This is a genomic window from Cohnella nanjingensis (assembly GCF_014212125.1).
Taxonomy (GTDB): Bacteria; Bacillota; Bacilli; order Paenibacillales; family Paenibacillaceae; genus Cohnella; species Cohnella nanjingensis.
Genome location: NZ_JACJVP010000046.1, coordinates 55,086 through 78,492, shown reverse-complemented (window position 1 = coordinate 78,492; position 23,407 = coordinate 55,086). Strand labels below are relative to the sequence as shown.

The following is a 23,407-nucleotide window of genomic DNA, read 5'->3' as shown; positions in this document are numbered from 1 at the left end:
TTGAAAGTCCGTTCGACTTGCATGTATTAGGCACGCCGCCAGCGTTCGTCCTGAGCCAGGATCAAACTCTCCATGAAAGTGTTTTTGACGTCAGTCGTTCCAACGGAACGGCGAGAGTCAAAAACACAAAATTGAAGAACCTCGATGGCTCATTCGTTGTTTAAATCGTTGTCCGTCACCCGAAGGCGACAGGGTCCGTTAGCGTCCGGCTTCTTCGTCGTGCAAGCACGACTGTCGAAACCCGACGTTTCTTACGCTCGATGTTCAGTTTTCAAGGAGCAATCTTGTCTTCGCTCTCGGCCTCGTTCTTGCCTGGCCTCTCAGCGGCGACTTAAATAATATATCACGTTACAGATGCCTATGCAAGTCTTTTTTTATTCTTTTTTATAAAAACCCTAAACCCCTTTCCCTGCAAGGGATCTCGGCGTTAATACACGTCATTACGGTACGTTTTTCTCTTCTTAAACCAAGCACCAGTAATAAAAAACCGGCATCGGCTAATCGCCGAAACCGGTCTTGTTTGTATCCTTCTTCTATAGATAGAGACGTCAAGGCGAATAAACCGCGCAGATGTGCAGATCTCTCGTCTTAGCCAGATTCACGATCTCCCCGAAGATCGATACCATCGGCCGGGTCGGGTGCTGACGGTCGGTGAACACGACTTCGCCTACCCGGTTGTCGTTCAATTGAACGAGCATCCCGTTGTGGAACTGGGTCGTCTTCTCGATGAACGTCTGCACCATCATCGGATCGAGCTTGCCGAACGCTTCGGCCTGGAGCTCCTCCAGCACGAGATAGGGAGACTGCGCCTTGCGGTGCGTCCGATTCGACGTCATGGCGTGGTAGACGTCCGCCACGGCGACGATACGGGCATAAGGGTGGATCTTGTCGCCCGTCACCCGCATCGGATAGCCGCTGCCGTCGATCCGCTCATGATGCTGCAGCGCGGCGAGGGACACGCCTTGATTCAGTGAAGCGACGCCCTCCAGCATCTTGAAGCCGTAGACCGTATGCTGCCGCATCTCGTTCTGCTCTTCCGGCGTCAAACGCGTCGGCTTACGGAAGATGGCCGGATCGACCCGCGTATTGCCAATATCGTGCAGCAGGCCTGCCAAGGCCACGGGAATCCAATCCTTGTCGGGCATCTTGATCCAACGCGCCAACTGGTACGAAGTGAACGCCGTCAGAATGCTGTTGCGAATCCACGGCTCGGTTGCGCCCTCCAGCGGAGGGACGAAGGTGAGCGCATGATAGTCCGCAATGCAGTCGAGGAGATCCTTCAGCCCGTTACGGATGTCCAGGATCGGAAGCTTCTGCCCGGGGCTCATCATGTGGAAAGCAGCTTTCATCAGCTTCTCCATCTTGACGAACGCCTGTTGGAGAGGCGTATTAACGGAGACGGTCTCCGGCTCCTCCTCCGTCTCCGAGGCATCGGCTTCGCTCATGCCCGAGCGCCGAATATCGACGCTCGGGATGAGGAAGGCCTGCAGTATCTCCAGGTCGCGCGGAGTGAGCGCGCGGCCTTCAGGGAACAATAGGTTCCCGAGCCCCGTCTGTACTTCCCGACCCAGACGGTCTCCCGATTGCACTTGTGCGATGGGCAGCACCGGCATGCGGCATGATCCTCCCCGTATCTTCCGACTATTCCGCGGCGTCCGTTGGGTCCGAAGCTTCCGAACCTTCGCCCGCTTCTTCTTCGTTCTCATCCGAGTCTTCGTTGCGCGGCGCGCGGGCCACGGTAGCCACGAAGTCCTCGTCCTTGATATTGATGAGCTTCACGCCTTGCGTGATCCGGCCCATCGTATTGATGCCGGACATGCTCGTCCGAATGAGCGTGCCCGAGGACGTCATGATCATGAGATCCTCTTCGTCGGAGACGACCTTCAGGGAGACGATCGTGCCGTTCTTGTCCGTCACGTTCAGCGTCTTGATGCCCTTGCCGCCCCGCGTCTGCGTGCGATACTCGGACACCGGCGTCCGCTTGCCGTAGCCCTTCGAGGTGACGATGAGCACATCGCGTTCCGGATTGACGATATCCATGTCGATAACGGAGTCGTCATCGTCCAGCGCGATCCCCTTGACGCCCGTAGCGGAGCGTCCCATCGAACGAACGTCCTGCTCGGAGAACCGAATCGACATGCCCTGGGCGGTACCCATGACGATCTCTTCGTTGCCGTCCGTCAGCTTCACGCCGATGAGGTCGTCGTCGTCGCGCAGCAGAATCGCGATCAAGCCGACTTTGCGGATGTTCGCGTAGTCGTCGAGCGGCGTCTTCTTGACGATCCCCGCCCGCGTCGCGAAGAACAGATACTTGTTCGGCTCGAACGTCTCGACCGGAATGACGGCATTGATCGTCTCGCCCTGCTCGATCTGGATCAGGTTGATGATCGGCGTGCCGCGAGCCGTCCGGCTCAGATCCGGGATCTCGTACGCCTTGAGCCGGAACACCCTGCCTTTGTTCGTGAAGAACAGAAGGAAGTGGTGCGTGTTGGAGACGAACAGATGCTCGATGAAGTCGTCATTCTTCGTATCCATGCCGACGACGCCTCGCCCGCCCCGCTTCTGGCTTCGGTAGGTGGATACCGGCAGCCGCTTGATGTAGCCGGTGTGGGTCATCGTAATGACCACGTCGTCGCGCGGGATCAGATCCTCGTCCAGGATCTCTTCGTCGCTGATCGTGATCTCGGTCCGGCGTTCGTCGCCGAAGCGTTCCTTGATCTCTTCGAGCTCGGTGTCGATGATATTGAGGACGAGCTGCTCATCTGCCAGGATAGCCTTGTACTCCGCGATCTTGGCCAGCAGTTCGTTGTACTCGGCTTCGATCTTCTCGCGTTCCAGGCCGGTGAGGCGCTGCAGACGCATCTCGAGGATCGCTTGGGCCTGGTCGTGGGACAGGCCGAACCGCGTCATCAAGCCTTCGCGGGCTTGATCGGTCGTCTGCGATGCGCGGATCAGCGCGATGACTTCGTCCAGATGATCCAACGCGATGCGCAAGCCTTCCAGGATGTGCGCACGTGCTTCCGCTTTCTTGAGGTCGTACTCGGTCCGGCGGCGAATGACTTCGATCTGGTGCTGAATATAGTGATGCAGCACTTCGCGAAGGTTCAGCACCTTCGGTTCCTTGTTGACGATCGCGATCATATTGACGCCGAAGCTCGATTGCATCGCCGTCTGCTTGTATAGATTGTTCAAGACGACGTTCGGATTCACGTCCCGGCGCAGCTCGATGACGATCCGCATCCCGTTGCGGTCGGATTCGTCCCGCAAGTCGGTGATGCCGTCGATCTTCTTCTCGCGCACGAGCTCCGCGATCTTCTCGACGAGACGCGCTTTGTTGACCTGGTACGGAATCTCGTGAACGATGATCCGCGCCTTGCCGTTCATCTCTTCGATCTCCGCGCGGGCCCGCATCGTGATGGAGCCGCGTCCGGTATTGTACGCCTGGCGGATGCCCTCGCGGCCCAGGATATAGCCGGCCGTCGGGAAGTCCGGGCCTTTGATATATTCCATCAGATCGTTCGACGTCATCTCCGGATCCTTGATCAGGGCTTGTACGCCGTTGATGACTTCGGTCAGGTTGTGCGGCGGGATGTTTGTCGCCATGCCGACCGCGATGCCGGTCGTGCCGTTGACGAGCAGATTCGGGAAGCGCGCCGGCAGTACTTCCGGCTCCAGCTCCTCGCCGTCGTAGTTCGGAACGAAGTTGACGGTCTCCTTGTTGATGTCGCGCAGCATCTCCATCGAGATCTTCGACAGGCGCGACTCGGTATAACGCATGGCCGCCGCCATATCGCCGTCAATGGATCCGAAGTTGCCGTGGCCTTCGACGAGCATGTAGCGCATCGAGAAATCCTGCGCCATCCGCACCATCGCCTCGTAGATCGAGGAGTCGCCGTGGGGATGATACTTGCCCATGACGTCGCCTACGATACGTGCCGACTTCTTGAACGGTTTGTCCGGGGACATGCCGAGCTCCGACATCCCGTACAGGATGCGCCGGAGTACCGGCTTCAAGCCGTCCCGGACGTCCGGCAAGGCGCGGCTGACGATGATGCTCATTGCGTAACTCATAAACGATTCTCGCATCTCGACCCCGATATCGCGGTCGCGAAGTGCGGAGCGTTGCTCTTCTGCCATGCAGATCCTCCTTCAACATTGCCAACATATAGTCGCTCAGCCACGTTACCGCATGGCTTCAGTCGTCATAAAGTAAAAAGGATGAATAATTCCATTATAGCATAATGTTGACGGGAAAGGTGGCGTGAAACCCCGATGCCGATCCGGCGCGTCCGCAGCAAATGGGCAAAGACCGACGCGTTGCTCGCTTCTCCCGAAATGAAGGAATTCGTGCCGGTTACCCGCAAGTTCGACTTGCGCACGGTGCGAGAGATGCTGCACCAGCTTGGTATGGTCTACGTCAAGCCGGTACACGGCACGTTCGGTCGGGGCGTCATCCGCGTCGAATACGTTGCCGGACTCCCGAGCCCCTATCGCTTCCAATCCGGCGAGCGGCTCTACCGGTTCGACACGTTCGACGCGATGTACGCCAAGTTGCTCCAGGTCAAGAAGCCGAGAGACTATCTCGTCCAGCAGGGCATCGAACTGCTCCGCCACGACGGCCGTCGGTTCGACTTCCGGATCATGGTCCAACACAATCCGGCCGGCCGCTGGGCGTCTACCGGCATCATCGGCCGTCTCTCCCATCCCCGCAAGATCGTCACGAACTACCACAGCGGGGGTACGCCTCTACCTTTCGAAGCGTTAATGCAGGAAGCCTGCGCGAAGAACGGAGCGGATCTGGGCGAATACCGGGAGCGGCTGCGCACCCTCGGCGTCCGCGTGGCAAAAACTTTGGAGTTGCGGTTCCCCGGCCTGAAGGAGATCGGCATCGACGTGGCCATCGACCAGGAGATGAAGCCGTGGATTCTCGAGGTCAACACGCTGCCCGACCCTTATATCTTCCTGCGCCTGCGAGACCGCAGCGTCTATCGCCGCATACGCGCTTATGCCGTCGCGTACGGACGGTTTCCCAAGACGGCGCGGCGCCGCCGCATCAATTAGGGTCGGCGTCGCCCAATTGCGCAGGATATCCTTATCCGTGCAAAAAAAGGAACACCCGCCGTTCGAACCCCGTTCGGCGGGTGGGTGCTGCCTATGAACGGTCACGGGGTGGCCGATATTCGTCTCTAGACGTCCAAGTCTTTCACGTCTCGCGCGTGCTCGTTGATGAACTCCCGGCGCGGCTCGACGTTGTCGCCCATGAGCGTATCGAACATGATGTCCGCCTGCATGGCATCCTCGATGCGGACTTGAAGCATCGTCCGTCCATCGGGATCCATCGTCGTCTCCCACAACTGTTCGGCGTTCATCTCTCCGAGACCTTTGTAGCGCTGTACGTTGACCTTGGCGCCTTCGCCGAATTCCGCGATGATCGCGTTGCGCTCCGCTTCGGACTGCGCATAGCGGATCACCTTGTTGCGCTCGATCTTGAACAGCGGCGGCTGCGCGATATAGACGTAGCCTTCCTCGATCAAGTTGCGCATGTACCGGTAGAAGAACGTCAGCAGCAGCGTACGGATGTGCGCGCCGTCGACGTCGGCGTCGGTCATGATGATGATCTTGTGGTAGCGCGCCTTCGAGATGTCGAAGTCGTCGCTAATCCCCGTGCCGAGCGCGGTGATGATCGCCCGGATCTCGAGGTTGGACAAGATGCGGTCCAGCCGCGCCTTCTCGACGTTCAGAATCTTGCCCCGCAGCGGCAGGATCGCCTGGAAGTGGCGATCGCGGCCTTGCTTGGCCGATCCGCCTGCGGAGTCGCCTTCGACGATGTACAGTTCGCTGATCGAAGCGTCCTTCGACGAGCAGTCAGCCAGCTTGCCCGGCAGCGAGCTGACCTCGAGCGCGCCCTTGCGCCGCGTCAGCTCGCGCGCCTTGCGCGCCGCTTCCCGCGCGCGGGAAGCCTGCAGCGACTTCTCGACGACTTTGCGCGCGACGGCGGGATTCTCGCCCATGAACTCGAGCAGCTTATCCGCGAAGAGCGATTCCACGATGCCGCGCACTTCGCTGTTGCCGAGCTTGGTCTTCGTCTGTCCTTCGAACTGCGGCTCCGGAATCTTGACGGAGATGATCGCGGTCAAGCCTTCGCGGCAGTCGTCGCCGGTCAGGTTGGACTCGCTCTCCTTGATGAAGCCCATCTTGCGGGCATAATCGTTGACGATCCGGGTGAGCGCGCTCTTGAAGCCGGATTCGTGCGTGCCGCCTTCATGCGTATTGATATTGTTCGCGAACGAATAGATATTCTCGGTATAGCCGTCGTTGTACTGCATCGCGATCTCGCACGCGATATAGTCCTTCGTTCCTTCGACGTAGATCGGCTGATCGTGCAGCGCCACGCGGGTGCGGTTCAAATACTGCACGAACTCCATAATGCCGCCGTCGTACTTGAACGAATCGTGCACGCCGGTACGTTCGTCGGTCAGCGTCAACTGGATGCCCTTGTTCAGGAAGGCCAGCTCGCGGATCCGGCCGACCAGGACGTCGTATTCGAATACCGTCGTCTCGGTGAAGATCTCGGGGTCCGGCTTGAAGCAGACCGTCGTGCCGGTCTCCTCCGACTCGCCGACGACCTTGATGTCGTATTGGGGGACGCCGCGGCGATATTCCTGCTGGAAGATCTGGCCGCGGAGCCTGACCTGCACCTTCACATGCTCGGACAGCGCGTTCACGACCGAGACGCCGACGCCGTGGAGGCCGCCGGATACTTTGTAGCCTTCGCCGCCGAACTTGCCGCCGGCGTGAAGCACGGTCATGACGACTTCGAGCGTGGACTTCTTGAGCTTCGCGTTTTCCCCGACCGGGATGCCCCGGCCGTTGTCGACGACGGTCACGCTATTATCTTCATGCACGATGACGTCGACCTGGGTACAATAGCCCGCCAGCGCTTCGTCGATACTGTTGTCGACGACTTCCCAGACGAGATGGTGAAGACCCTTGCCGCTCGTCGAGCCGATGTACATCCCGGGACGCTTGCGGACGGCCTCCAATCCTTCGAGTACCTGAATCTGACTCTCATCGTACGAGTTGTTTTGCGAATTCACGGACAAATCCCTCCACCGCCTTCTTCACGTTGACGCGTTACCGCTACAAATCCACCAGATGATGAGCCCGCTTCTTGAGGGTAGACGACGAGATCGGCGAGTAGTACACCCTCTCTTCCGTGACGACGATCGACTTCGGCTCTTCCTCGCCGATCGTCTCGACTTCGCGGTTCTTGCGGGCTTGCGCCACGAATTGCCGGGACAGCTTGGAAGATTGTTCGATCGATATATCGAAGATCGCCACCAGTTGCGACGTTCGGACGATCTTTTCCCCGCCCAGATGAATGTACATGACGCGCCTCCTTCTTCCCCGCAGGCCTACGGCCTTCAGGCCAGCACCGATCCATTGCGCACATGATAGATAGCGGCATCCTTCAGCTTGCTCATGTTCACGCTCTCAAGCCCCGTCGTCGTGATGAACGTCTGCACGCGGCTCTGGAACGTCTCGATCAGCTGGGTCTGCCGCTCTTGATCAAGCTCTGACAACACGTCGTCCAGCAATAGCAGGGGATATTCCCCGATCTCTTCGCGCATCAGCTCCAATTCCGCGAGCTTAAGCGACAGCGCGGCCGTGCGCTGTTGGCCCTGCGATCCGAACGTCTGGACGTCTTTGCCGTTGATCGCGAACGCCAAGTCGTCCCGATGCGGGCCCACGAGCGTGGTGCCGCGCCGGAATTCCTGATCCTTGCCTTGTGTTAACTTTAACATAAATTGTTGCAATAAAGAAGATTGATCTTGGAGCGCCGCGGCGTCGCCGCCTCCGAATGAAGGCTTGTACTCCACCGTCAATTGTTCGGTTCCGTTCGTGATGCCGGCATGAATCTTCTCTGCCCAACGTTGGAGTTGATAGATAAAGTTTTGCCTTCTCTGCATCATTTTAACACCGCACTGCGCCAATTGTTCGTTCCAGACCTCGAGCATCTCCGCCGATGCCCGGGAGACGTCCGTCGCTTTGAGATAATTGTTGCGCTGCTGCAGGATCTTCTGGTATTGGTGCGAGTCGTACAAATAGCCGGGGTGCACCTGGCCGATCTCCATATCCATGAAGCGGCGGCGCACACCCGGCGCTCCCTTGACGATATCCAGATCCTCCGGCGCGAACAGCACGACGTTCAGCGTGCCGACGAATCCGCTCAGCTTGCGCTGCTCCAGCCCGTTTACCTTTGCCTTCTTGCCCTGGGCGGACAGCTGGAGCTCAAGCGCGGCGGTGCCGTGTCTGCGCTCCACTTCGGCCTTCAGCCGGGCGGCGGATTCGTTCCAGCCGATCAGCTCCCGGTCCTTGGACGTGCGGTGCGATTTGGTGAGCGCCAGCACATGGATCGCTTCCAGCAGGTTCGTCTTGCCCTGCGCGTTCGGACCGATCAAGATGTTGACGCCGGCGCCGGTCGCAAGCTCCAGATGACTGAAGTTGCGGTATCCGTGCAGTTCCAACCGTTTCAGTTGCATCCGATGCTTCCTCTCCGTGGCCTAGCGGGCGACGACGGCGAACGTGCCGCACCCTTCCACTTCGATCACGTCTCCGGGGCGCAGCTTGCGGCCGCGGCGATTCTCCGGTTCCCCGTTGACCTTGACTTCGTTCTCCTGCAGGAAGAACTTCACTTCTCCCCCGGATCCGATGCAGTCTCCCAGCTTCAGCAGCTGCTGGAGCTGGATGTACTCCGTTGAGATCTCGATCTCCTTCATGTCTCGCCGCTCCTCTTAGTTCGTCGTCCGATAAGGAAGGATGAGATGCAGGCTGTTCTCGTGATCCCGCGGCTTGATGATGATCGGGCTCATCGCGCCTGTGAATCCGATGAACAGCTGTTCGCTGTCGATGACCTTAAGCACGTCCAGCATATATTTGGAGTTGAAGGCGATTCGCAGCTCTTCGCCGGTCAGCTCGGTGACGTCTAGTTGCTCCTGCACGCGGCCCAGCTCCGAGGAGCTCGAAGAGATCTCGATCCCGCCGCCCTCGACCGTCGAGAGGCGGACGATGTTCGTCTTTTCCTCGCGCGACAGCAGGTAAGCCCGGTCGATCGCGTCGCTGAGCGATTTTGTATGCAGAACGAGTTCTGTTTTGAAGTTCGTCGGAATAATCTTGGAAGTGTCGGGATAGGACCCGTCCAGCATCCGCGTGAAGAACATGACGTTGCCCAGCTTGAACAGCACCTGACTGTCCGCCACGACGATATCGATCAACGTGTTCTGGTCGGGAATGACCTTCGACAATTCGCCCAGCGTCTTGCCGGAGATGACGACGCCGGAGAAGCTCAGGCTCGGGTCCGTGTCGAGTTGGACCTTGCAGGTGCCGAGGCGGTGACGGTCCGTCGCGACGAACTTGAGGACGCCGTCCTGCAGACTCCAGAGCACCCCGGTGAGGATCGGCGTGGATTCGCTGGTGGTGACGGCGAATACGGTCTGCCGAATCATCGATTTCAATAGATCGCCCGCGATGGAGAACACCTGATCCTCTTGGAGCGTCGGCAGCACCGGGAACTCCTCCGGGTCGAGTCCGACGAGCTGGATCTCGGTGGCGCCGGAATGGATCATCGTCTGGAAGCGTTCGCCGACTTCGATGTTCACTTCTTCGTTCGGAAGCTTCTTGACGATCTCGACGAAGAATTTGGCGGGGAGGACGACGCTGCCCGAACGGTGGACGGTCGCGTTCTGCTGCTCGGCTCTCTCCAGCGGGATAAAGCTTTGAATGGAAATGTCGGTGTCGCTTGCCGTCAGCGTGACGCCGCGGTCGTTCGCGTCGATCTTGATCCCGCTCAGAATCGGGATCGTGCTGCGGGAAGAAACCGCCTTCGATACATTCTGTACCGCCTCGTTCAATTCGTTGCGCAATATCGTCAATTTCATCGTTTGCACCTCGTCGATTCGCTATATTGTAGCATGGTTAAATAATAGTCGTAGTAGTAGGGGCCCTGAATATGTGGATAAGTCGAAAAAAGGCGAAAACGAAAGCCTATCCACATGTGCATGCTTTGTGCATAGGCTTGACGGTTATTCACGCTTAAAAACGATCCTCCGTCCGGCATGTCGGGAGCTGCGTTTTTAAGCGGCGATCATCGCGGCTGGATCAGGCGCACAGATCGTCCTGACGAATGATCGAAAATGGGACCCCGTTGTACACAAGGGGTCTCTTGGTGTCGACTTACGTCAGGCTCTTGATCTTCTCCATCAGGTTGTTGATGATCTTGTACAGCTCCTGGTCGATCTTGAGCTGCTGCGTGATCTTCTCGTGCGCATGGATGACGGTCGTATGGTCGCGCCCGCCGAACGCGTCGCCGATCTTCGGCAGCGAGTAGTCCGTCAGCTCCCGCGACAGATACATCGCGATCTGTCTGGGGTAGGCGACCGCCTTCGTTCTTTTCCGCGCTTTGAAGTCCTCCAGCTTGAGTCCGTAGAACTCGCCGACCCGCTGCTGAATGTCCTGGATCGTGATGAGCCGGTTGCGTCCGGTCGGCAGAATATCCTTGAGCGCCTCGGCGGCCAGATGCGCCGATACGTCCTGATTCGTCAGCGACGAATAGGCGACGATGCGGATCAGCGCGCCCTCGAGCTCGCGAATGTTCGAGTCAATCATGTTCGCGATGTAGACCATCGCTTCGTTCGGAATATCGAGATTCTCGGCCTTCGCCTTCTTGCGGAGGATCGCGATCCGCGTCTCCAGATCCGGAGGCTGAATATCGGTGATGAGTCCCCATTCGAACCGGGAGCGCAGCCGTTCTTCGAGCGTCGGGATCTCCTTCGGCGTCCGGTCGCTCGAGATGATGATCTGCTTGTGCTCTTCGTGCAGCGCGTTGAAGGTATGGAAGAACTCTTCCTGCGTCCCGTCCTTGCCGGCAAGGAACTGAATATCGTCGATCAGCAGGACGTCGATATTGCGGTATTTGTTGCGGAAGCTCTCGCCCCGGTTGTCCCGAATCGCGTTGATGAACTCGTTCGTGAACTTCTCGGACGAGATGTAGAGCACCTTCGAGCTCGGGTTGTGCTCCAGAATGTAGTGTCCGATCGCATGCATCAAGTGGGTCTTGCCGAGTCCGACGCCTCCGTAGAGGAACAGCGGATTGTAGGCTTTGGCCGGCGCTTCGGCGACGGCCAGCGACGCAGCATGGGCGAAGCGGTTGCCGGCCCCGATGACGAACGTGTCGAACGTATATTTGGGGTTCAGCATATGGGATACGATCTCGTCGGGCGCCGCGGCCTTCACGACCGGCATGGGCGACAGCGGCATCGGCGGCTCCGAAGGACGGTTCTCTTCAATCGCGAATTTGACTTCAACGGGACGATCCAGGTAATCGGATAGCGTCGAAGACACGAGCTTCGTATAACGGGTCTCCAGCCATTCGGCGGCAAACGTCGTAGGGGCGGTTACGACGACCGTCTCCTCATTCAAGAAGTTCGCCTTGGTCGCCTTGAACCATGTATCGTAGCTGGGTTTGCTTAGCTTGGTTTGGATGACCGATAAGACCTGTTGCCAAATCTCGGTGTTTCGGCTGTCCACATGAAGTCACTCCTTTAACCCATCAGGCGGACGAAGGGTGGCGATAATGTCGAAAGTTGGCACGGCCAACGAGTTATCCACACAATTCCCTGAATTCTTTGTTGAGATGTCCATAAGAAGGGGGTTTTGTTCACAATGTTATACACAGCCTGTTAATAAATAGCGGGGGAAATCTCGTTATCCACGTAGAATGATCGAACTAATGATAGCAGATGAACCCACGGAATACAATGAATTTCACCGCGTTATCCACATTTTCAATAACTTGTGGATGAATTCTGTGCACAACACTACATATTGTTGATAAATTGTGAGACAATTCGACAAAGTCGCGGGATAAGTCGTTTTTTTCTTTCTTTTATGCACATGTGCATATCTCCACCATTTGGACGAACCGGGTTTGGATTGACTTTTGGGCGCAGGTATGGTTAAATATGAGGACATATGAGTTTTGAAAGTAAGGGGGTATCAACGAGTGGGCCCGACATTTAAACCGAATGTAAGCAAGCGGAAGAAGGTACATGGATTCCGCAGCCGCATGAGCACGAAGAACGGACGCAAAGTTCTCGCAGCTCGTCGCCAAAAAGGTCGCAAAGTGCTGTCTGCTTAAGGATAAAGACCACGTGAGGTGGTCTTTTTTCTTTGAATATAGCCCATACTAATGGGAGAGAACTCGGAAGACCGGCGAACCGGCCGGCGATGGGGCGGTAAGAGATGGAGAGGAAGCTGCGCCTACGCAACAGAGAAGACTTCAATCGCATCTATAGGCAAGGCCGATCGTTTGCGAACTCGCAATTCGTCGTTTATTGGCGGCGCAAACCCGATCCGGGCCTTTTTCGTCTAGGCATCTCCGCCAGCAGCAAGCTAGGGGGCGCGGTCGTGCGCAACCGGATGCGACGGATGATCAAGGAGATCGTCAGGCTGAACGCATCGAAGATCGTCGAGGGAACGGATATGATCCTGATCGTGCGGAAGCCGGCGCTGTCTCTTCCTTATATAGAGATGGAGAAGAGCATCCTGCACGTGCTGCGCAAAGCGGGGTTGATCAAAGGTTCGACGCCCGCGCCGCAGCAGCAGAATCGCAGGCCCGGACCCCATGGTCGAAGCGGCGGCGGCACGCGGCCGAAGCAAGACGCCCCCCGCGCCTCCAAATGAGGATTCGGTCGGACTTGCGAAGCTGTGGATAGCGCGCGGCGAGGCGGTTCGGGCGAGGCGAAACCTTTTGTACTTGTGCATAAGGTTATGGTATAGTTAGCTTATGTTTCACGTTTCAGGCTGGATAGGTTTTTCACCCCTCCTTCACTGATACGTCTCCGATAAAAACGTGCCGCCGCTTCCGGAAAGACTGCGGAGCCGTTTTTGCTTGTCGATTCTGAAAGTATAAAAATGTTTATCCTTTTTTGAATCGATTCCACCCCAAACGTCTCGCCCTTTTCTTAACGTATCAGAAAGTATAAGTTTTCACGCATACTTTGCTGATACGTCTCCGATAAAAACGTATCGCCGTCTAGGAAGACGACGAAGCCGTTTTTACTTGAAGAAAGGCGAAACCGTTTTTACTTGCATGCAGCATGTGGATAAACGCTCTGTTAGCGCATTGATTTAGAGGGGAGTTTTTGAGTTTGTTGCGAAACCGCAAAGGGTGGCTGATCACCGGCTCTCTGATCGCCATGATGCTGTTCCTGTCCGGGTGTACGCCGAACACCCATACGACGACGACCGAGGGCTTGAAGAACGGCGGATGGTGGGATGCCAACGTCGTCTATTGGTTCTCCTTGATGCTGGACAAGTTCGCCGAATGGTTCCACGGCGAATACGGCCTGTCTATCCTGGTGCTCGTCGTGATCGTACGGACGATCATCCTGCCGCTGATGATCAAGCAATACAAGAGCACGAAGGCGATGCAGAAGCTGCAGCCCGAGATGAAGGCGATCCGGGAGAAGTACAAGGACGACACCCGCAAGCAGCAAGAAGAGATGATGAAGCTCTATCAGGAGCATCAAGTCAATCCTCTCGCCGGCTGCTTCCCGCTGCTGATTCAGATGCCGATCTTCATCGCGCTGTATCGGGGCATTACGGTCAACGAGCAAGTCCGCGAACATACCTTCTTATGGCTGAAGCTGGGTGCTCCGGATCCCTACTATATTCTGCCGATTATCGCCGCGTTGACGACATTCATCCAATCCAAGATGATGTCCGCGCAGCAGCCGCAGCAGATGGGCGCCATGAAGGGCCTGATGTTCATCTTCCCGGTTCTGATCTTCGTGATGGCGCTCTCCTTCCCGGCCGCGCTTCCGCTGTACTGGATCTTCAGTAACATCTACACCATTGTGCAGAACTATTTCATGTATGGACGCAAGCCTAAACCGGAAGGTAACGGCAAGGAGGCCATTCCTGATGAAAAAGCTCGCGGCAACGGCAAGCGGAAAGTCGGTGGAGGAAGCGGTAAGAAGCGGCCTCGCTCGACTCGGAGTTAAGGAAGACCGCGTAAAGGTCACGGTGCTCGAACAGCCCAGCAAGGGGCTGTTCGGGCTCATCGGCGTCAAGGAAGCGAAGGTGGCGCTCGAAGTGCTGCCCGATGGGGTGGACGAGGCGATCGGCTTCCTTGAAGAGGTAACCGGCGCGATGAATACGAAGGTAAGCATGGAAAGGCATGAGATGCATGACGAAGTCCGGATCGACTTGAACGGTAAGGACCTCGGCATCCTGATCGGCCGAAGAGGGCAGACGCTCGATGCGCTGCAGTTCCTGGTGAACATCGTAGCCAATCGGCATTCCGACCGACATCTGCGGATCATCCTGGATGCGGAGCAATTCCGGGAGCGGCGGCGGCAGACGCTGGAGTCGCTGTCGGAGCGGATGGCTTCGCGCGTCGTACGGACGAAGAAGGATATCGTGCTGGAGCCGATGAGTTCGCTCGAGCGCAAGATCATCCACGCCCGTCTGCAGGCGCATCCCCAAGTGAGAACCTACAGTCAAGGCGATGAACCGAACCGCTGCATCGTCATTGCACTCAAGTAAATGATCTTCATTACGCAATGACTTCCGCAAGCGCACGCGGAGCATTGCGTTTTTTATTAACGGATCCAAAAGGATAAGTTTCACCAATCCATTTCAGATCCGTCAACGATAAAAACGTGTCGCCCTCTTCCGAGAAGACGGCGAAACCGGGTTTACTTGCAAAAACGTATTCGCCCCGATCGCGGAAGGCGGATTCGTTTTTACTTGTTTCAAGGAATGGATAGCCTAAGCTTAGAAGGCTGAATGAGGGTGTACAATGAATGAGGATACGATAGCCGCGGTCGCGACCGCGCTAGGAGAAGGCAGCATCGCGGTCGTGCGCGTCAGCGGCCCGGATGCGATCGAGCGCGTCGCGCCGCTGTTCAAGTCGAAAGCCGATCTGCGGACCGCGCCTACGCATACGGTGCATTATGGGTGGATGGTCGACCCTAGCGGCGGCGAAGTGCTCGATGAAGTATTGGTCACGGTGATGAAGGGACCGCGGTCGTTCACCGCGGAGAACGTGGTGGAGATCAGCGCGCACGGCGGCATCGTCGCGGTCCAATCCGTCTTGGAGCTGCTGCTGCGCAGCGGGGTGCGGATGGCGGAGCCGGGCGAGTTCACGAAGCGCGCGTTCCTGAACGGGCGGATCGATCTGGCGCAAGCCGAGGCGGTCATCGATCTCATCCGATCGAAGTCGAACAAGGCATTCCAGGTGGCCCGCAAGCAGGCGGAAGGGGCTTTATCGAAGGAGATCACGCCGCTGAAGTCGCAACTGATCGAACTGCTCGCGCATGTGGAAGTCAATATCGACTATCCGGAGCATGACGTCGCCGAAGTGACGGCCGGCGTCATCCGGGATGCGTGCAGCCAAGTGCTGGCGCAGGTCGAGCGCTTGCTCCGGACGGCGAACGAAGGCAAGATTCTGCGGGAAGGCATCGTCACGGCGATCGTGGGCCGTCCGAATGCGGGCAAGTCGTCCCTGCTGAATGCGCTGGCGAGGGAGAACAAGGCGATCGTCACCGATATTCCCGGCACGACGCGGGATATCGTCGAGGAGTCCGTGACGCTGTCCGGCATCCCGCTGCGGCTGCTCGATACGGCGGGCATCCGGGAGACGAGCGATGTCGTCGAACGCATCGGGGTCGAGCGATCGCGCGGCGCGCTGAGCGATGCCGATCTGATCCTGCTCGTGCTCAACCGGCACGAGCCGCTGCACGAGGACGAACGGCAGCTCCTGGAGGAGCTGCAAGATCGTTCGACGATCGTTGTCTTGAACAAGACGGATCTAGAAGGCCGTCTGGAGCTTGATGAAGTAACCCGTCGATATTCGGCGGATCGGATCGTGTCGATCTCCGCGAGAGAGGGGACGGGAATCGACGAGCTGGAGAAGGCGGTGTCGAAGCTGTTCTTCGGCGGCGCGATCGAATCCGCGGATTTGACATACGTGAGCAACGTTAGACACATCTCGCTCCTTCATCAGTCGAAGCGTTCGCTGGAGGATGCGATAACGGCGGCAAGCGACGGCATTCCGGTCGATCTGATTCAGATCGACATCGCCGCCGCTTGGGAAGCATTGGGAGAGATCGTGGGGGATTCTGTCGGAGAGTCGCTGCTCGACCAGATTTTCTCGAAGTTCTGCTTAGGCAAATGAGGATGATCAAGGAGGGTGAAAAGCAAAATGGGGTACTTAGCGGGAGAGTATGACGTTATCGTCATCGGCGCGGGCCATGCCGGCTGCGAAGCGGCGCTGGTGGCCGCGCGGATGGGCAGCGAGACGCTGCTGCTGACGATTAACTTGGATATGGTGGCATTCATGCCCTGCAATCCGTCGGTAGGCGGACCGGCCAAAGGCCATGTCGTGCGCGAGATCGATGCGCTCGGCGGCGAGATGGGCCGCAATATCGACAAGACGTTCATCCAGATGCGGATGCTCAATACGGGCAAGGGTCCGGCGGTTCACGCGCTGCGCGCGCAAGCGGACAAATTCCTGTACCAGCACAAGATGAAGGAAACGATCGAAAAACAGGACCATCTGACGATGCGGCAGGGGATGGCGGAGGAGTTGATCGTCGAGGACGGCGTATGCCGCGGCGTGATCACGAAGACGGGCGCGGAATACCGGGCCAAGACGGTCGTCCTGACGACGGGCACCTATCTGCGGGGCAAAGTCATCATGGGCGAATTGATGTACGAGAGCGGACCGAACAACCAGCAGCCGTCCGTGAAGCTGTCGGAGTCGCTGCGCCAAGTGGGATTGCAGTTGGTGCGCTTTAAGACCGGCACGCCGCCGCGCGTCCACCAGGATACGATCGACTTCAGCAAGACGGAGATCCAGCCGGGCGACGACAAGCCGAAGTATTTCTCGTATGAGACGGAATATGCCGAACAAGCAAATGACCAATTGCCGTGCTGGCTGACGTATACGTCCGAAGAGACGCACCAGATCATCAACGACAATCTGCATCGCGCGCCGATGTTCTCCGGCGCCATCGAAGGCACGGGGCCGCGCTATTGCCCGTCGATCGAAGACAAGATCGTGCGCTTCGCCGACAAGCCGAAGCATCAGATCTTCCTGGAGCCGGAAGGGCGGAATACGAAGGAGTATTACGTCCAAGGGCTGTCCACGAGCATGCCTGAGGACGTGCAGCTGCAGATTCTACGCTCGATCCCGGGCCTGGAGAAGGTCGAGATGATGCGTACGGGCTACGCCATCGAGTACGATGCCGTCGTCCCGACGCAGTTGTGGCCGTCGCTCGAGACGAAGGTGGTCTCGCACTTGTTCACGGCCGGACAAATTAACGGCACTTCGGGCTACGAGGAAGCGGCAGGTCAAGGCATTATGGCCGGCATTAACGCCGCGCGCAAGGCGCAAGGGCTGGAGCCGGTCATCATCGATCGTTCCCAAGGCTATATCGGCGTTATGATCGACGACCTGGTCACCAAGGGGACGAACGAGCCGTACCGCCTGCTGACATCGCGCGCGGAATACCGTCTGCTGCTCCGCCACGACAATGCCGACCTGCGGCTCACGCCGCTCGGCCACGAGATCGGCCTGATCTCCGACGATCGCCATGCCCGGTTCCTCGACAAGAAGAGCCGCGTCGAAGCGGAGATCGCGCGGCTCAAGGAGACGCGGTTCAAGCCGGACGAAGCGGTTCAAGCGATGCTGGCCGAGAGCGGCACGGCGCCGCTGCAGAATTCGGTGGATGGCGTCACGCTGCTGCGCAGACCGGAGCTCACCTATGCGCACCTGGAGCGATTGTCGCCTTCGCCCGTCGATTTGACGGAAGATATGAAGGAACAGGTCGAGATTCAGATCAAATACACCGGCTATATCGAGAAGCAGCTGCAGCAAGTCGAACGTCTCGGGAAAATGGAGAAGAAGAAGATCCCGGACGATATCGATTATAGCATCATTCACGGGTTGGCGACGGAAGCCAGGCAGAAACTCGACAAGATTCGTCCCTTGTCCATCGGTCAGGCCTCGCGGATCTCGGGCGTCACGCCGGCGGACCTGTCGATTCTGCTCGTTCACCTGGAGAGCTACAGCCGGGTCGGGGCGGCGCGGAACAGCGGATGACGGACCACTTGCTGCAGCAATTCCGGGCGCTCGCCGCCGGTATTTCTATCGATCTGTCGGACCGTCAATTAGAGCAGTATGAGATTTATTACCGCATGTTGGTGGAATGGAACGAGAAGATGAATCTAACGGGCATCACGGAACGCGAGGCGGTCTACGAGAAGCACTTCTACGACTCGCTGACCGTCGCGCTCGTTCCGGAGGTGAGCCGGGCGGCCCGTCTCGCGGATATCGGATCGGGGGCGGGGTTCCCGTCGATCCCGCTCAAGATCGCCTTCCCGTCGCTGAAGATCGCGATCGTCGATTCGCTGGCCAAGCGAATCCGCTTCCTCGAGGCGGTCGCCGCCGAGTTGCAGTTGGGCGGCGTCGAGCTGATTCACGGCCGGGCGGAAGACATCGGCCGGCTGCCCGCGCATCGGGACCGCTACGATATCGTAACCGCGAGGGCGGTGGCCCGGTTGGCGGGACTGAATGAATTGTGCCTGCCGTTCGCCAAGCCGGAAGGGCTGTTCATCGCGATGAAGGGCTCGGACACGACCGAAGAGATCCAAGAGAGCAAGTACAGTCTAGGCCAGTTAAAAGGTCGGCTCCGGGAAGTGAAACGGCTGGAGCTGCCCCACGAGAAGTCCGAACGGCAGCTGGTCGTCATCGAGAAGACGGCGGCTACGCCGAAAGCTTTTCCGCGCAAGGCGGGGGTTCCGCTCAAAACGCCGCTGCTGAGCTGAACGAAGCCATTATCCTTCATCCGGCCGCGCGAGTGGAGATATTCATAGACAAACGGCGATGTTTCACGTGGAACATGTCCAAGACGGCATTCCGCGGCCAACTTGTTTCACGTGGAACATTTTTGTTTTCGTCATGACAATCGCGCACACGTCGGCACCGGTTGCCTGAACAATCCGCTCGTAGCGGATTCCTCTACCGCTATCACGACAAAGCCGATTCTGCCTGAGTTCTAGCGATGAAAGTATTTTCAAAAGCAGGAATCGCGCGTGCAACATCGAATATATACTATTGAGCAAATCGACGTGCCGCATATGCGCCTCGGAGGCGTGAAATGGCGGCGCTTTTTCGTCGCTACGGAGCCTATTGACCCATTCTATAAGATAAACGTGGTGGGATAGAAGAGATGAGAGAACCATTGTCACCATTGTCACGTATCTTCGGATTGACCGACCGGAGCGGGCAGGAAGAAGTGAGACAGATCCCTGTCGCGGATATCGTACCGAGCCCGTACCAACCGCGCTCGGTCTTCGACGACGAACGGATCGACGAGCTGTGCCAGACGATCAAGACGCTCGGCATCATTCAGCCGATCGTCGTCCGGGTCCGTGACGGGAAATATGAATTGATCGCAGGCGAACGCCGCTGGCGCGCGGTCACGAAGCTGGGCATGGAGCAGATCCCGGCGATCGTACGCGAGATCAACGATTCGCAGGCCGCTTCGATGGCGCTCATCGAGAACCTGCAGCGCGAAGGATTGACGGCGATCGAAGAAGCCATCGCTTATCAGAAGCTGATCGATCTGCATCAGCTGACCCAAGAGAGCCTCGCGCAGCGGCTAGGCAAGAGCCAATCGACGATCGCGAACAAGATCCGGCTGCTGCAGCTCGGAGAGACGGTCAAGTCCGCGCTGCTCGAACGCAAGATCACGGAGCGGCATGCGCGGGCGATGCTGGCGCTGCCCAATGAGGAGATGCAGAACAAGCTTCTGCAGGAGATCATCGACAAAGAGTTGAACGTGAAGCAGACGGAGACGCGGATCGCCTTCCTCCTGGAGGCGAGCAAGCCGGCCAGATCGAAGCGGATCTCCTTCACCAAAGACGTACGGTTGGCGCTGAATACGATTCGCCAATCCGTCGATATGGTGACCGGGTCGGGGATTCCGATCAAGTCCAGCGAGCGCGACTGCGACGATCATATCGAGATTATCATTCAGATCCCGAAGCGCAACTAATCGAAGTAGATTCATACAGAGGGCCGTCTCTCCTCCGCGGAAGGGAGTACGGATACGCGCAGCGCCGGGGCTTCATGCGGCGAGGAAGTCAACAATGAGGTGAACGGTTTGTCCAAAATAATTGCCATTGCCAATCAAAAGGGCGGTGTCGGGAAGACGACGACCGCCGTCAACCTTGGCGCCTGTCTATCTACGCTGGGACGTAAAGTGCTCATCGTAGATATCGACGCCCAAGGCAATACGACGAGCGGCATCGGAATCAACAAGGCCGACGTGGAATATTGCATCTATGACATTCTCATCAACGAGATCCATCCGAAGAAAGCCATCGTGGACACGGGTCTGCCCAATCTGAAGCTGATCCCGGCTACGATCCAGCTGGCTGGCGCGGAGATCGAGCTTGTCCCGACCATCTCCCGCGAAGTTCGCCTGAAGAAGGCATTGGCGATGGTACGCAATGAATTCGACTATATTCTGATCGACTGCCCGCCGTCGTTAGGCATCCTAACGATTAATTCCCTGACGGCTTCGGACTCGGTCATCATCCCGATTCAGTGCGAATATTACGCGCTCGAAGGACTCAGCCAACTGCTCAATACGATCCGGCTCGTTCAGAAGCATCTGAACACGTCGCTGCAGATCGAAGGCGTCCTTCTGACAATGTTCGACGCGCGCACGAATCTCGGCATCCAAGTCATCGAAGAAGTGAAGAAGTATTTCCAGCAGAAAGTTTATCAGACGGTAATTCCGCGTAATGTCCGGCTGAGCGAAGCGCCCTCCCACGGTCAGTCCATCATCACGTACGATCCGAAATCAAAAGGCGCCGAGGTGTATCTCGAGCTGGCGAAGGAAGTGATTACGTATGAGCAAGCGGCTAGGTAAAGGTCTCGACGCGCTCATCACGTCTCTGTCGATTAAGGAAGACGACAAGATTGTAGAGATCCCATTGGCGCAGTTGCGTGCCAACCCCTATCAGCCCCGCAAGACATTCGACGACGAAGCGATCAAGGAATTGGCCGAATCGATCCGCGAGCATGGCGTCATTCAACCGATTATCGTTCGGACGGCGCTCCGCGGGTTCGAGATCATCGCGGGCGAGCGGCGCTTCCGGGCCTCGCAGCTGCTCGGCAATCCGACGATCCCGGCGGTCGTTCGTTCCTATAGCGATCAGCAGGTGATGGAGATCGCGCTGATCGAGAACGTTCAGCGCGAGGACTTGAATGCCATCGAGGTCGCGATCGCCTATCAAGCGATCATGAACCAATTCTCGCTCACCCAGGAGGAGCTCTCGCTCAAAGTCGGCAAATCCCGTTCGCACATCGCGAACTTCCTGCGATTGCTGGCGCTGCCGGACGAGATCAAGGATCATGTTTCACGTGGAACATTGTCCATGGGTCACGCGCGGGCGCTCGCAGGCATCAAGGAAGACGCCAAGCGCCGGGAGATGGCGAAGCTGACGGTGCAGCACAACTGGAGCGTCCGCGAGCTGGAAGACGCCGTGCAGCAGATCGATGCCGGCGTGAAGGGCACCAAGGCGAAGCCCAAGACCAAGAAACGCGATCCCTATATCGAACAAATGGAAGAGACGCTGCGGGAGAGATTCCAGACGACCGTGCGGATTAAGCCGAATAAGGACAAGGGCAGAATCGAACTGGCCTATTTCGGAAAAGGCGATCTGGAACGTCTGCTGGAGATTCTCCAAGCGAACGCATAAGCGGCACTTCACGATAGCATACCCGAGTTGTAATCTTCCTGGCGAAGGATTAAACTTAGGTATGCTATCCTTGATCCTATAGGACTTTTAAGATTTACGCTTGTTCCATTCCGTATGATCTCCGATAACAGCTTGCCGCTCTCTCGAGCAGAGGGCGAAGCCGGGTTTACTTGTGTTGAAGATGACGGAGGGCTGATATGAATAACCGACCGATCCTCTATCTGGACAATGCGGCCACGTCCTGGCCGAAGCCGCCGGCCGTCATGGAGGCGATGGAGCGCTGCATGCGAGAGGCTGCCGCGAACCCGGGAAGAGGCAGCCACGACATGGCGGTACGCGCCAGTCGGGTGCTGTTCGAGGGACGCAGAGCGCTCGCGCGGTTGTTCCGTATCGCCAATCCGAACGATATTGCCTTTACCTTGAATACGACGCATAGCTTGAACTTGGCGATCCAAGGGCTGCTGAAGCCCGGCGATCACGTGATCTCCACGTCGGTCGAGCACAATTCGGTCCGGCGGCCGCTGGAAGCGCTGAAGCGCAAGCTGGGGATAGCCGTCACGTATGTCGCTACCGATGAACGCGGCATGCTAGATTTAACCGCATTGAGAGAAGCGATCCGCCTGGAGACGAAGCTGGTAGCGGCCACGCATAGCTCCAACTTGCTAGGGTCGATCCTGCCGATTGCGGAGATCGGCGAGATCACGAAGCGAGCGGGCATACGCCTGCTGGTCGACGCGGCGCAGAGCGCCGGCGTGCTCGACATCGATGTCGGCGCGATGAATATCGATCTTCTGGCATTCCCGGGACACAAGGGATTAATGGGTCCGCAGGGGACAGGAGGGCTCTATATCCACCCGGAGCTGGATCTGGAGCCGTTAATGCACGGCGGGACGGGGAGCCGATCGGAAGCCCCGGAGCAGCCTGCGGTGCGCCCGGACCGGTATGAGGCGGGGACGCCGAACACGGTCGGGATCGCCGGGCTGACGGAGGGCGTGAAGTTCGTCCTGGCCGAGACGGTGGAGCGCATCCATGCCAAGGAGTTGTCGTTGACGCGCCAGATGATGGCGGGGTTGCAGGAGATTCCCGGTCTGCGGCTGTTAGGGCCGGAGCCTGCGATCGAACGCACCGCGATCGTCTCCTTCGTCATGGAAGGCATCGACCCGGCCGAGATGGCGTTCCTGCTGGACCGGCAGTTCGGCATCGCGGTCCGCTCGGGGTTCCACTGCACGCCGCTGGGACATGAGAGCGCGAGGACGCTGGAGACAGGCGCAGTCCGTGCCAGCGCAGGATATTTTACGGAAGAATCGGACATCGTATCTTTGGTCGCGGCGGTTCGGGAGATCGGCGAGACGCTGCGCGCACATTAATGGAAGCAACAATAACGGATTCGCCGCTCTAGGAATCGGACAAGACGTTTTTTATCGGAGATCGTCCGGATAGGAGTAAGCGTGAACTTGCTTAATGATGCAAGATCAAGTGAAAAACGGCCTTGCCGCGCTCACTGGCGGACGAGACTTTTCTAACGGAGACGAACCGTAACCGAAGAGGCGGAACTGCGCCTATCGGA

Annotated in this window: 20 protein-coding genes and 1 rRNA gene; 12 read left to right on the top strand and 9 right to left on the bottom strand. The window is 57.9% G+C overall.

Features of this window, described 5'->3' with window-relative positions; all coding sequences use genetic code 11:
* The 3 genes from H7C19_RS27400 to gyrA form a co-directional block, all read right to left on the bottom strand.
* Positions 1–77 (bottom strand): 16S ribosomal RNA (locus tag H7C19_RS27400); the annotation flags it as partial.
* A 471-nt stretch (positions 78–548) separates the two neighbouring features.
* Entirely contained in the window at positions 549–1,613 is a 1,065-nt protein-coding gene (locus H7C19_RS27395; protein ID WP_185672275.1) for an HD-GYP domain-containing protein, read from the bottom strand.
* A gap of 28 nt (positions 1,614–1,641) precedes the next feature.
* Entirely contained in the window at positions 1,642–4,137 is a 2,496-nt protein-coding gene (gene gyrA / locus H7C19_RS27390) for a DNA gyrase subunit A (protein ID WP_185672274.1), read from the bottom strand.
* Between the two features lie 135 nt (positions 4,138–4,272).
* Between gyrA and H7C19_RS27385 the strand changes: the two genes are divergently transcribed.
* The gene (locus H7C19_RS27385; protein ID WP_185672273.1) at positions 4,273–5,061 is read left to right on the top strand and encodes a YheC/YheD family protein; all 789 of its coding nucleotides are present in this window, start codon (positions 4,273–4,275) and stop codon (positions 5,059–5,061) included.
* A 125-nt stretch (positions 5,062–5,186) separates the two neighbouring features.
* Here H7C19_RS27385 and gyrB read toward each other — a convergent pair whose 3' ends face one another.
* From gyrB to dnaA, 6 genes are all read right to left on the bottom strand, one after another.
* Positions 5,187–7,103 (bottom strand): DNA topoisomerase (ATP-hydrolyzing) subunit B, encoded by a 1,917-nt coding sequence (gyrB, locus tag H7C19_RS27380; RefSeq protein ID WP_185672272.1) that lies wholly within the window; start codon positions 7,101–7,103, stop codon positions 5,187–5,189.
* Between the two features lie 37 nt (positions 7,104–7,140).
* A complete protein-coding gene (remB, locus tag H7C19_RS27375) occupies positions 7,141–7,389 on the bottom strand; it encodes an extracellular matrix regulator RemB (RefSeq protein ID WP_185672271.1) in 249 nt (82 codons plus the stop codon).
* Positions 7,390–7,424: 35 nt separating this feature from the next.
* Positions 7,425–8,543 (bottom strand): DNA replication/repair protein RecF, encoded by a 1,119-nt coding sequence (gene recF, locus H7C19_RS27370; protein ID WP_185672270.1) that lies wholly within the window; start codon positions 8,541–8,543, stop codon positions 7,425–7,427.
* Between the two features lie 21 nt (positions 8,544–8,564).
* Positions 8,565–8,780 carry a S4 domain-containing protein YaaA gene (gene yaaA, locus H7C19_RS27365; protein ID WP_185672269.1) on the bottom strand — a complete coding sequence of 72 codons (216 nt, stop codon included), beginning with the start codon at positions 8,778–8,780 and terminating at the stop codon, positions 8,565–8,567.
* Between the two features lie 15 nt (positions 8,781–8,795).
* Positions 8,796–9,938 carry a DNA polymerase III subunit beta gene (gene dnaN / locus H7C19_RS27360; protein WP_185672268.1) on the bottom strand — a complete coding sequence of 381 codons (1,143 nt, stop codon included), beginning with the start codon at positions 9,936–9,938 and terminating at the stop codon, positions 8,796–8,798.
* A gap of 295 nt (positions 9,939–10,233) precedes the next feature.
* Positions 10,234–11,586: a chromosomal replication initiator protein DnaA gene (dnaA, locus tag H7C19_RS27355; protein ID WP_185672267.1), complete on the bottom strand. Its 1,353-nt coding sequence runs from the start codon at positions 11,584–11,586 to the stop codon at positions 10,234–10,236.
* Between the two features lie 475 nt (positions 11,587–12,061).
* On the opposite strand from dnaA, the gene rpmH reads away from it, so the two are divergent.
* The 11 genes from rpmH to H7C19_RS27300 all read left to right on the top strand — a co-directional run bounded on the left by rpmH (position 12,062) and on the right by H7C19_RS27300 (position 23,207).
* On the top strand, positions 12,062–12,196 hold the full coding sequence (gene rpmH / locus H7C19_RS27350) for a 50S ribosomal protein L34 (protein WP_185672266.1): 135 nt from the start codon (positions 12,062–12,064) through the stop codon (positions 12,194–12,196).
* A 104-nt stretch (positions 12,197–12,300) separates the two neighbouring features.
* Positions 12,301–12,741 (top strand): ribonuclease P protein component, encoded by a 441-nt coding sequence (rnpA, locus tag H7C19_RS27345; RefSeq protein ID WP_185672265.1) that lies wholly within the window; start codon positions 12,301–12,303, stop codon positions 12,739–12,741.
* A gap of 461 nt (positions 12,742–13,202) precedes the next feature.
* Positions 13,203–14,063, top strand: a complete 861-nt coding sequence (locus H7C19_RS27340) for a YidC/Oxa1 family membrane protein insertase (protein ID WP_376775448.1) — start codon at positions 13,203–13,205, stop codon at positions 14,061–14,063.
* Positions 13,984–14,607, top strand: a complete 624-nt coding sequence (gene jag, locus H7C19_RS27335; protein ID WP_185672264.1) for an RNA-binding cell elongation regulator Jag/EloR — start codon at positions 13,984–13,986, stop codon at positions 14,605–14,607. Before H7C19_RS27340 ends, jag begins: the two co-directional genes overlap by 80 nt.
* Before the next feature lie 256 nt (positions 14,608–14,863).
* Complete coding sequence (gene mnmE / locus H7C19_RS27330) at positions 14,864–16,240, top strand: tRNA uridine-5-carboxymethylaminomethyl(34) synthesis GTPase MnmE (protein WP_185672263.1); 1,377 nt, start codon at positions 14,864–14,866, stop codon at positions 16,238–16,240.
* A gap of 27 nt (positions 16,241–16,267) precedes the next feature.
* Positions 16,268–18,169, top strand: a complete 1,902-nt coding sequence (mnmG, locus tag H7C19_RS27325) for a tRNA uridine-5-carboxymethylaminomethyl(34) synthesis enzyme MnmG (protein ID WP_185672262.1) — start codon at positions 16,268–16,270, stop codon at positions 18,167–18,169.
* On the top strand, positions 18,166–18,894 hold the full coding sequence (gene rsmG, locus H7C19_RS27320; protein ID WP_185672261.1) for a 16S rRNA (guanine(527)-N(7))-methyltransferase RsmG: 729 nt from the start codon (positions 18,166–18,168) through the stop codon (positions 18,892–18,894). Before mnmG ends, rsmG begins: the two co-directional genes overlap by 4 nt.
* A gap of 404 nt (positions 18,895–19,298) precedes the next feature.
* Positions 19,299–20,126 (top strand): nucleoid occlusion protein, encoded by an 828-nt coding sequence (gene noc / locus H7C19_RS27315; RefSeq protein ID WP_185672260.1) that lies wholly within the window; start codon positions 19,299–19,301, stop codon positions 20,124–20,126.
* Between the two features lie 108 nt (positions 20,127–20,234).
* A complete protein-coding gene (locus H7C19_RS27310) occupies positions 20,235–21,008 on the top strand; it encodes a ParA family protein (protein ID WP_185672259.1) in 774 nt (257 codons plus the stop codon).
* Entirely contained in the window at positions 20,989–21,840 is an 852-nt protein-coding gene (locus H7C19_RS27305; protein ID WP_185672258.1) for a ParB/RepB/Spo0J family partition protein, read from the top strand. The genes H7C19_RS27310 and H7C19_RS27305 overlap by 20 nt, the downstream gene beginning before the upstream one ends.
* Before the next feature lie 197 nt (positions 21,841–22,037).
* Positions 22,038–23,207, top strand: coding sequence for an aminotransferase class V-fold PLP-dependent enzyme (locus tag H7C19_RS27300; RefSeq protein ID WP_185672257.1), 1,170 nt, complete (start codon positions 22,038–22,040; stop codon positions 23,205–23,207).
* Positions 23,208–23,407 lie beyond the last annotated feature (200 nt).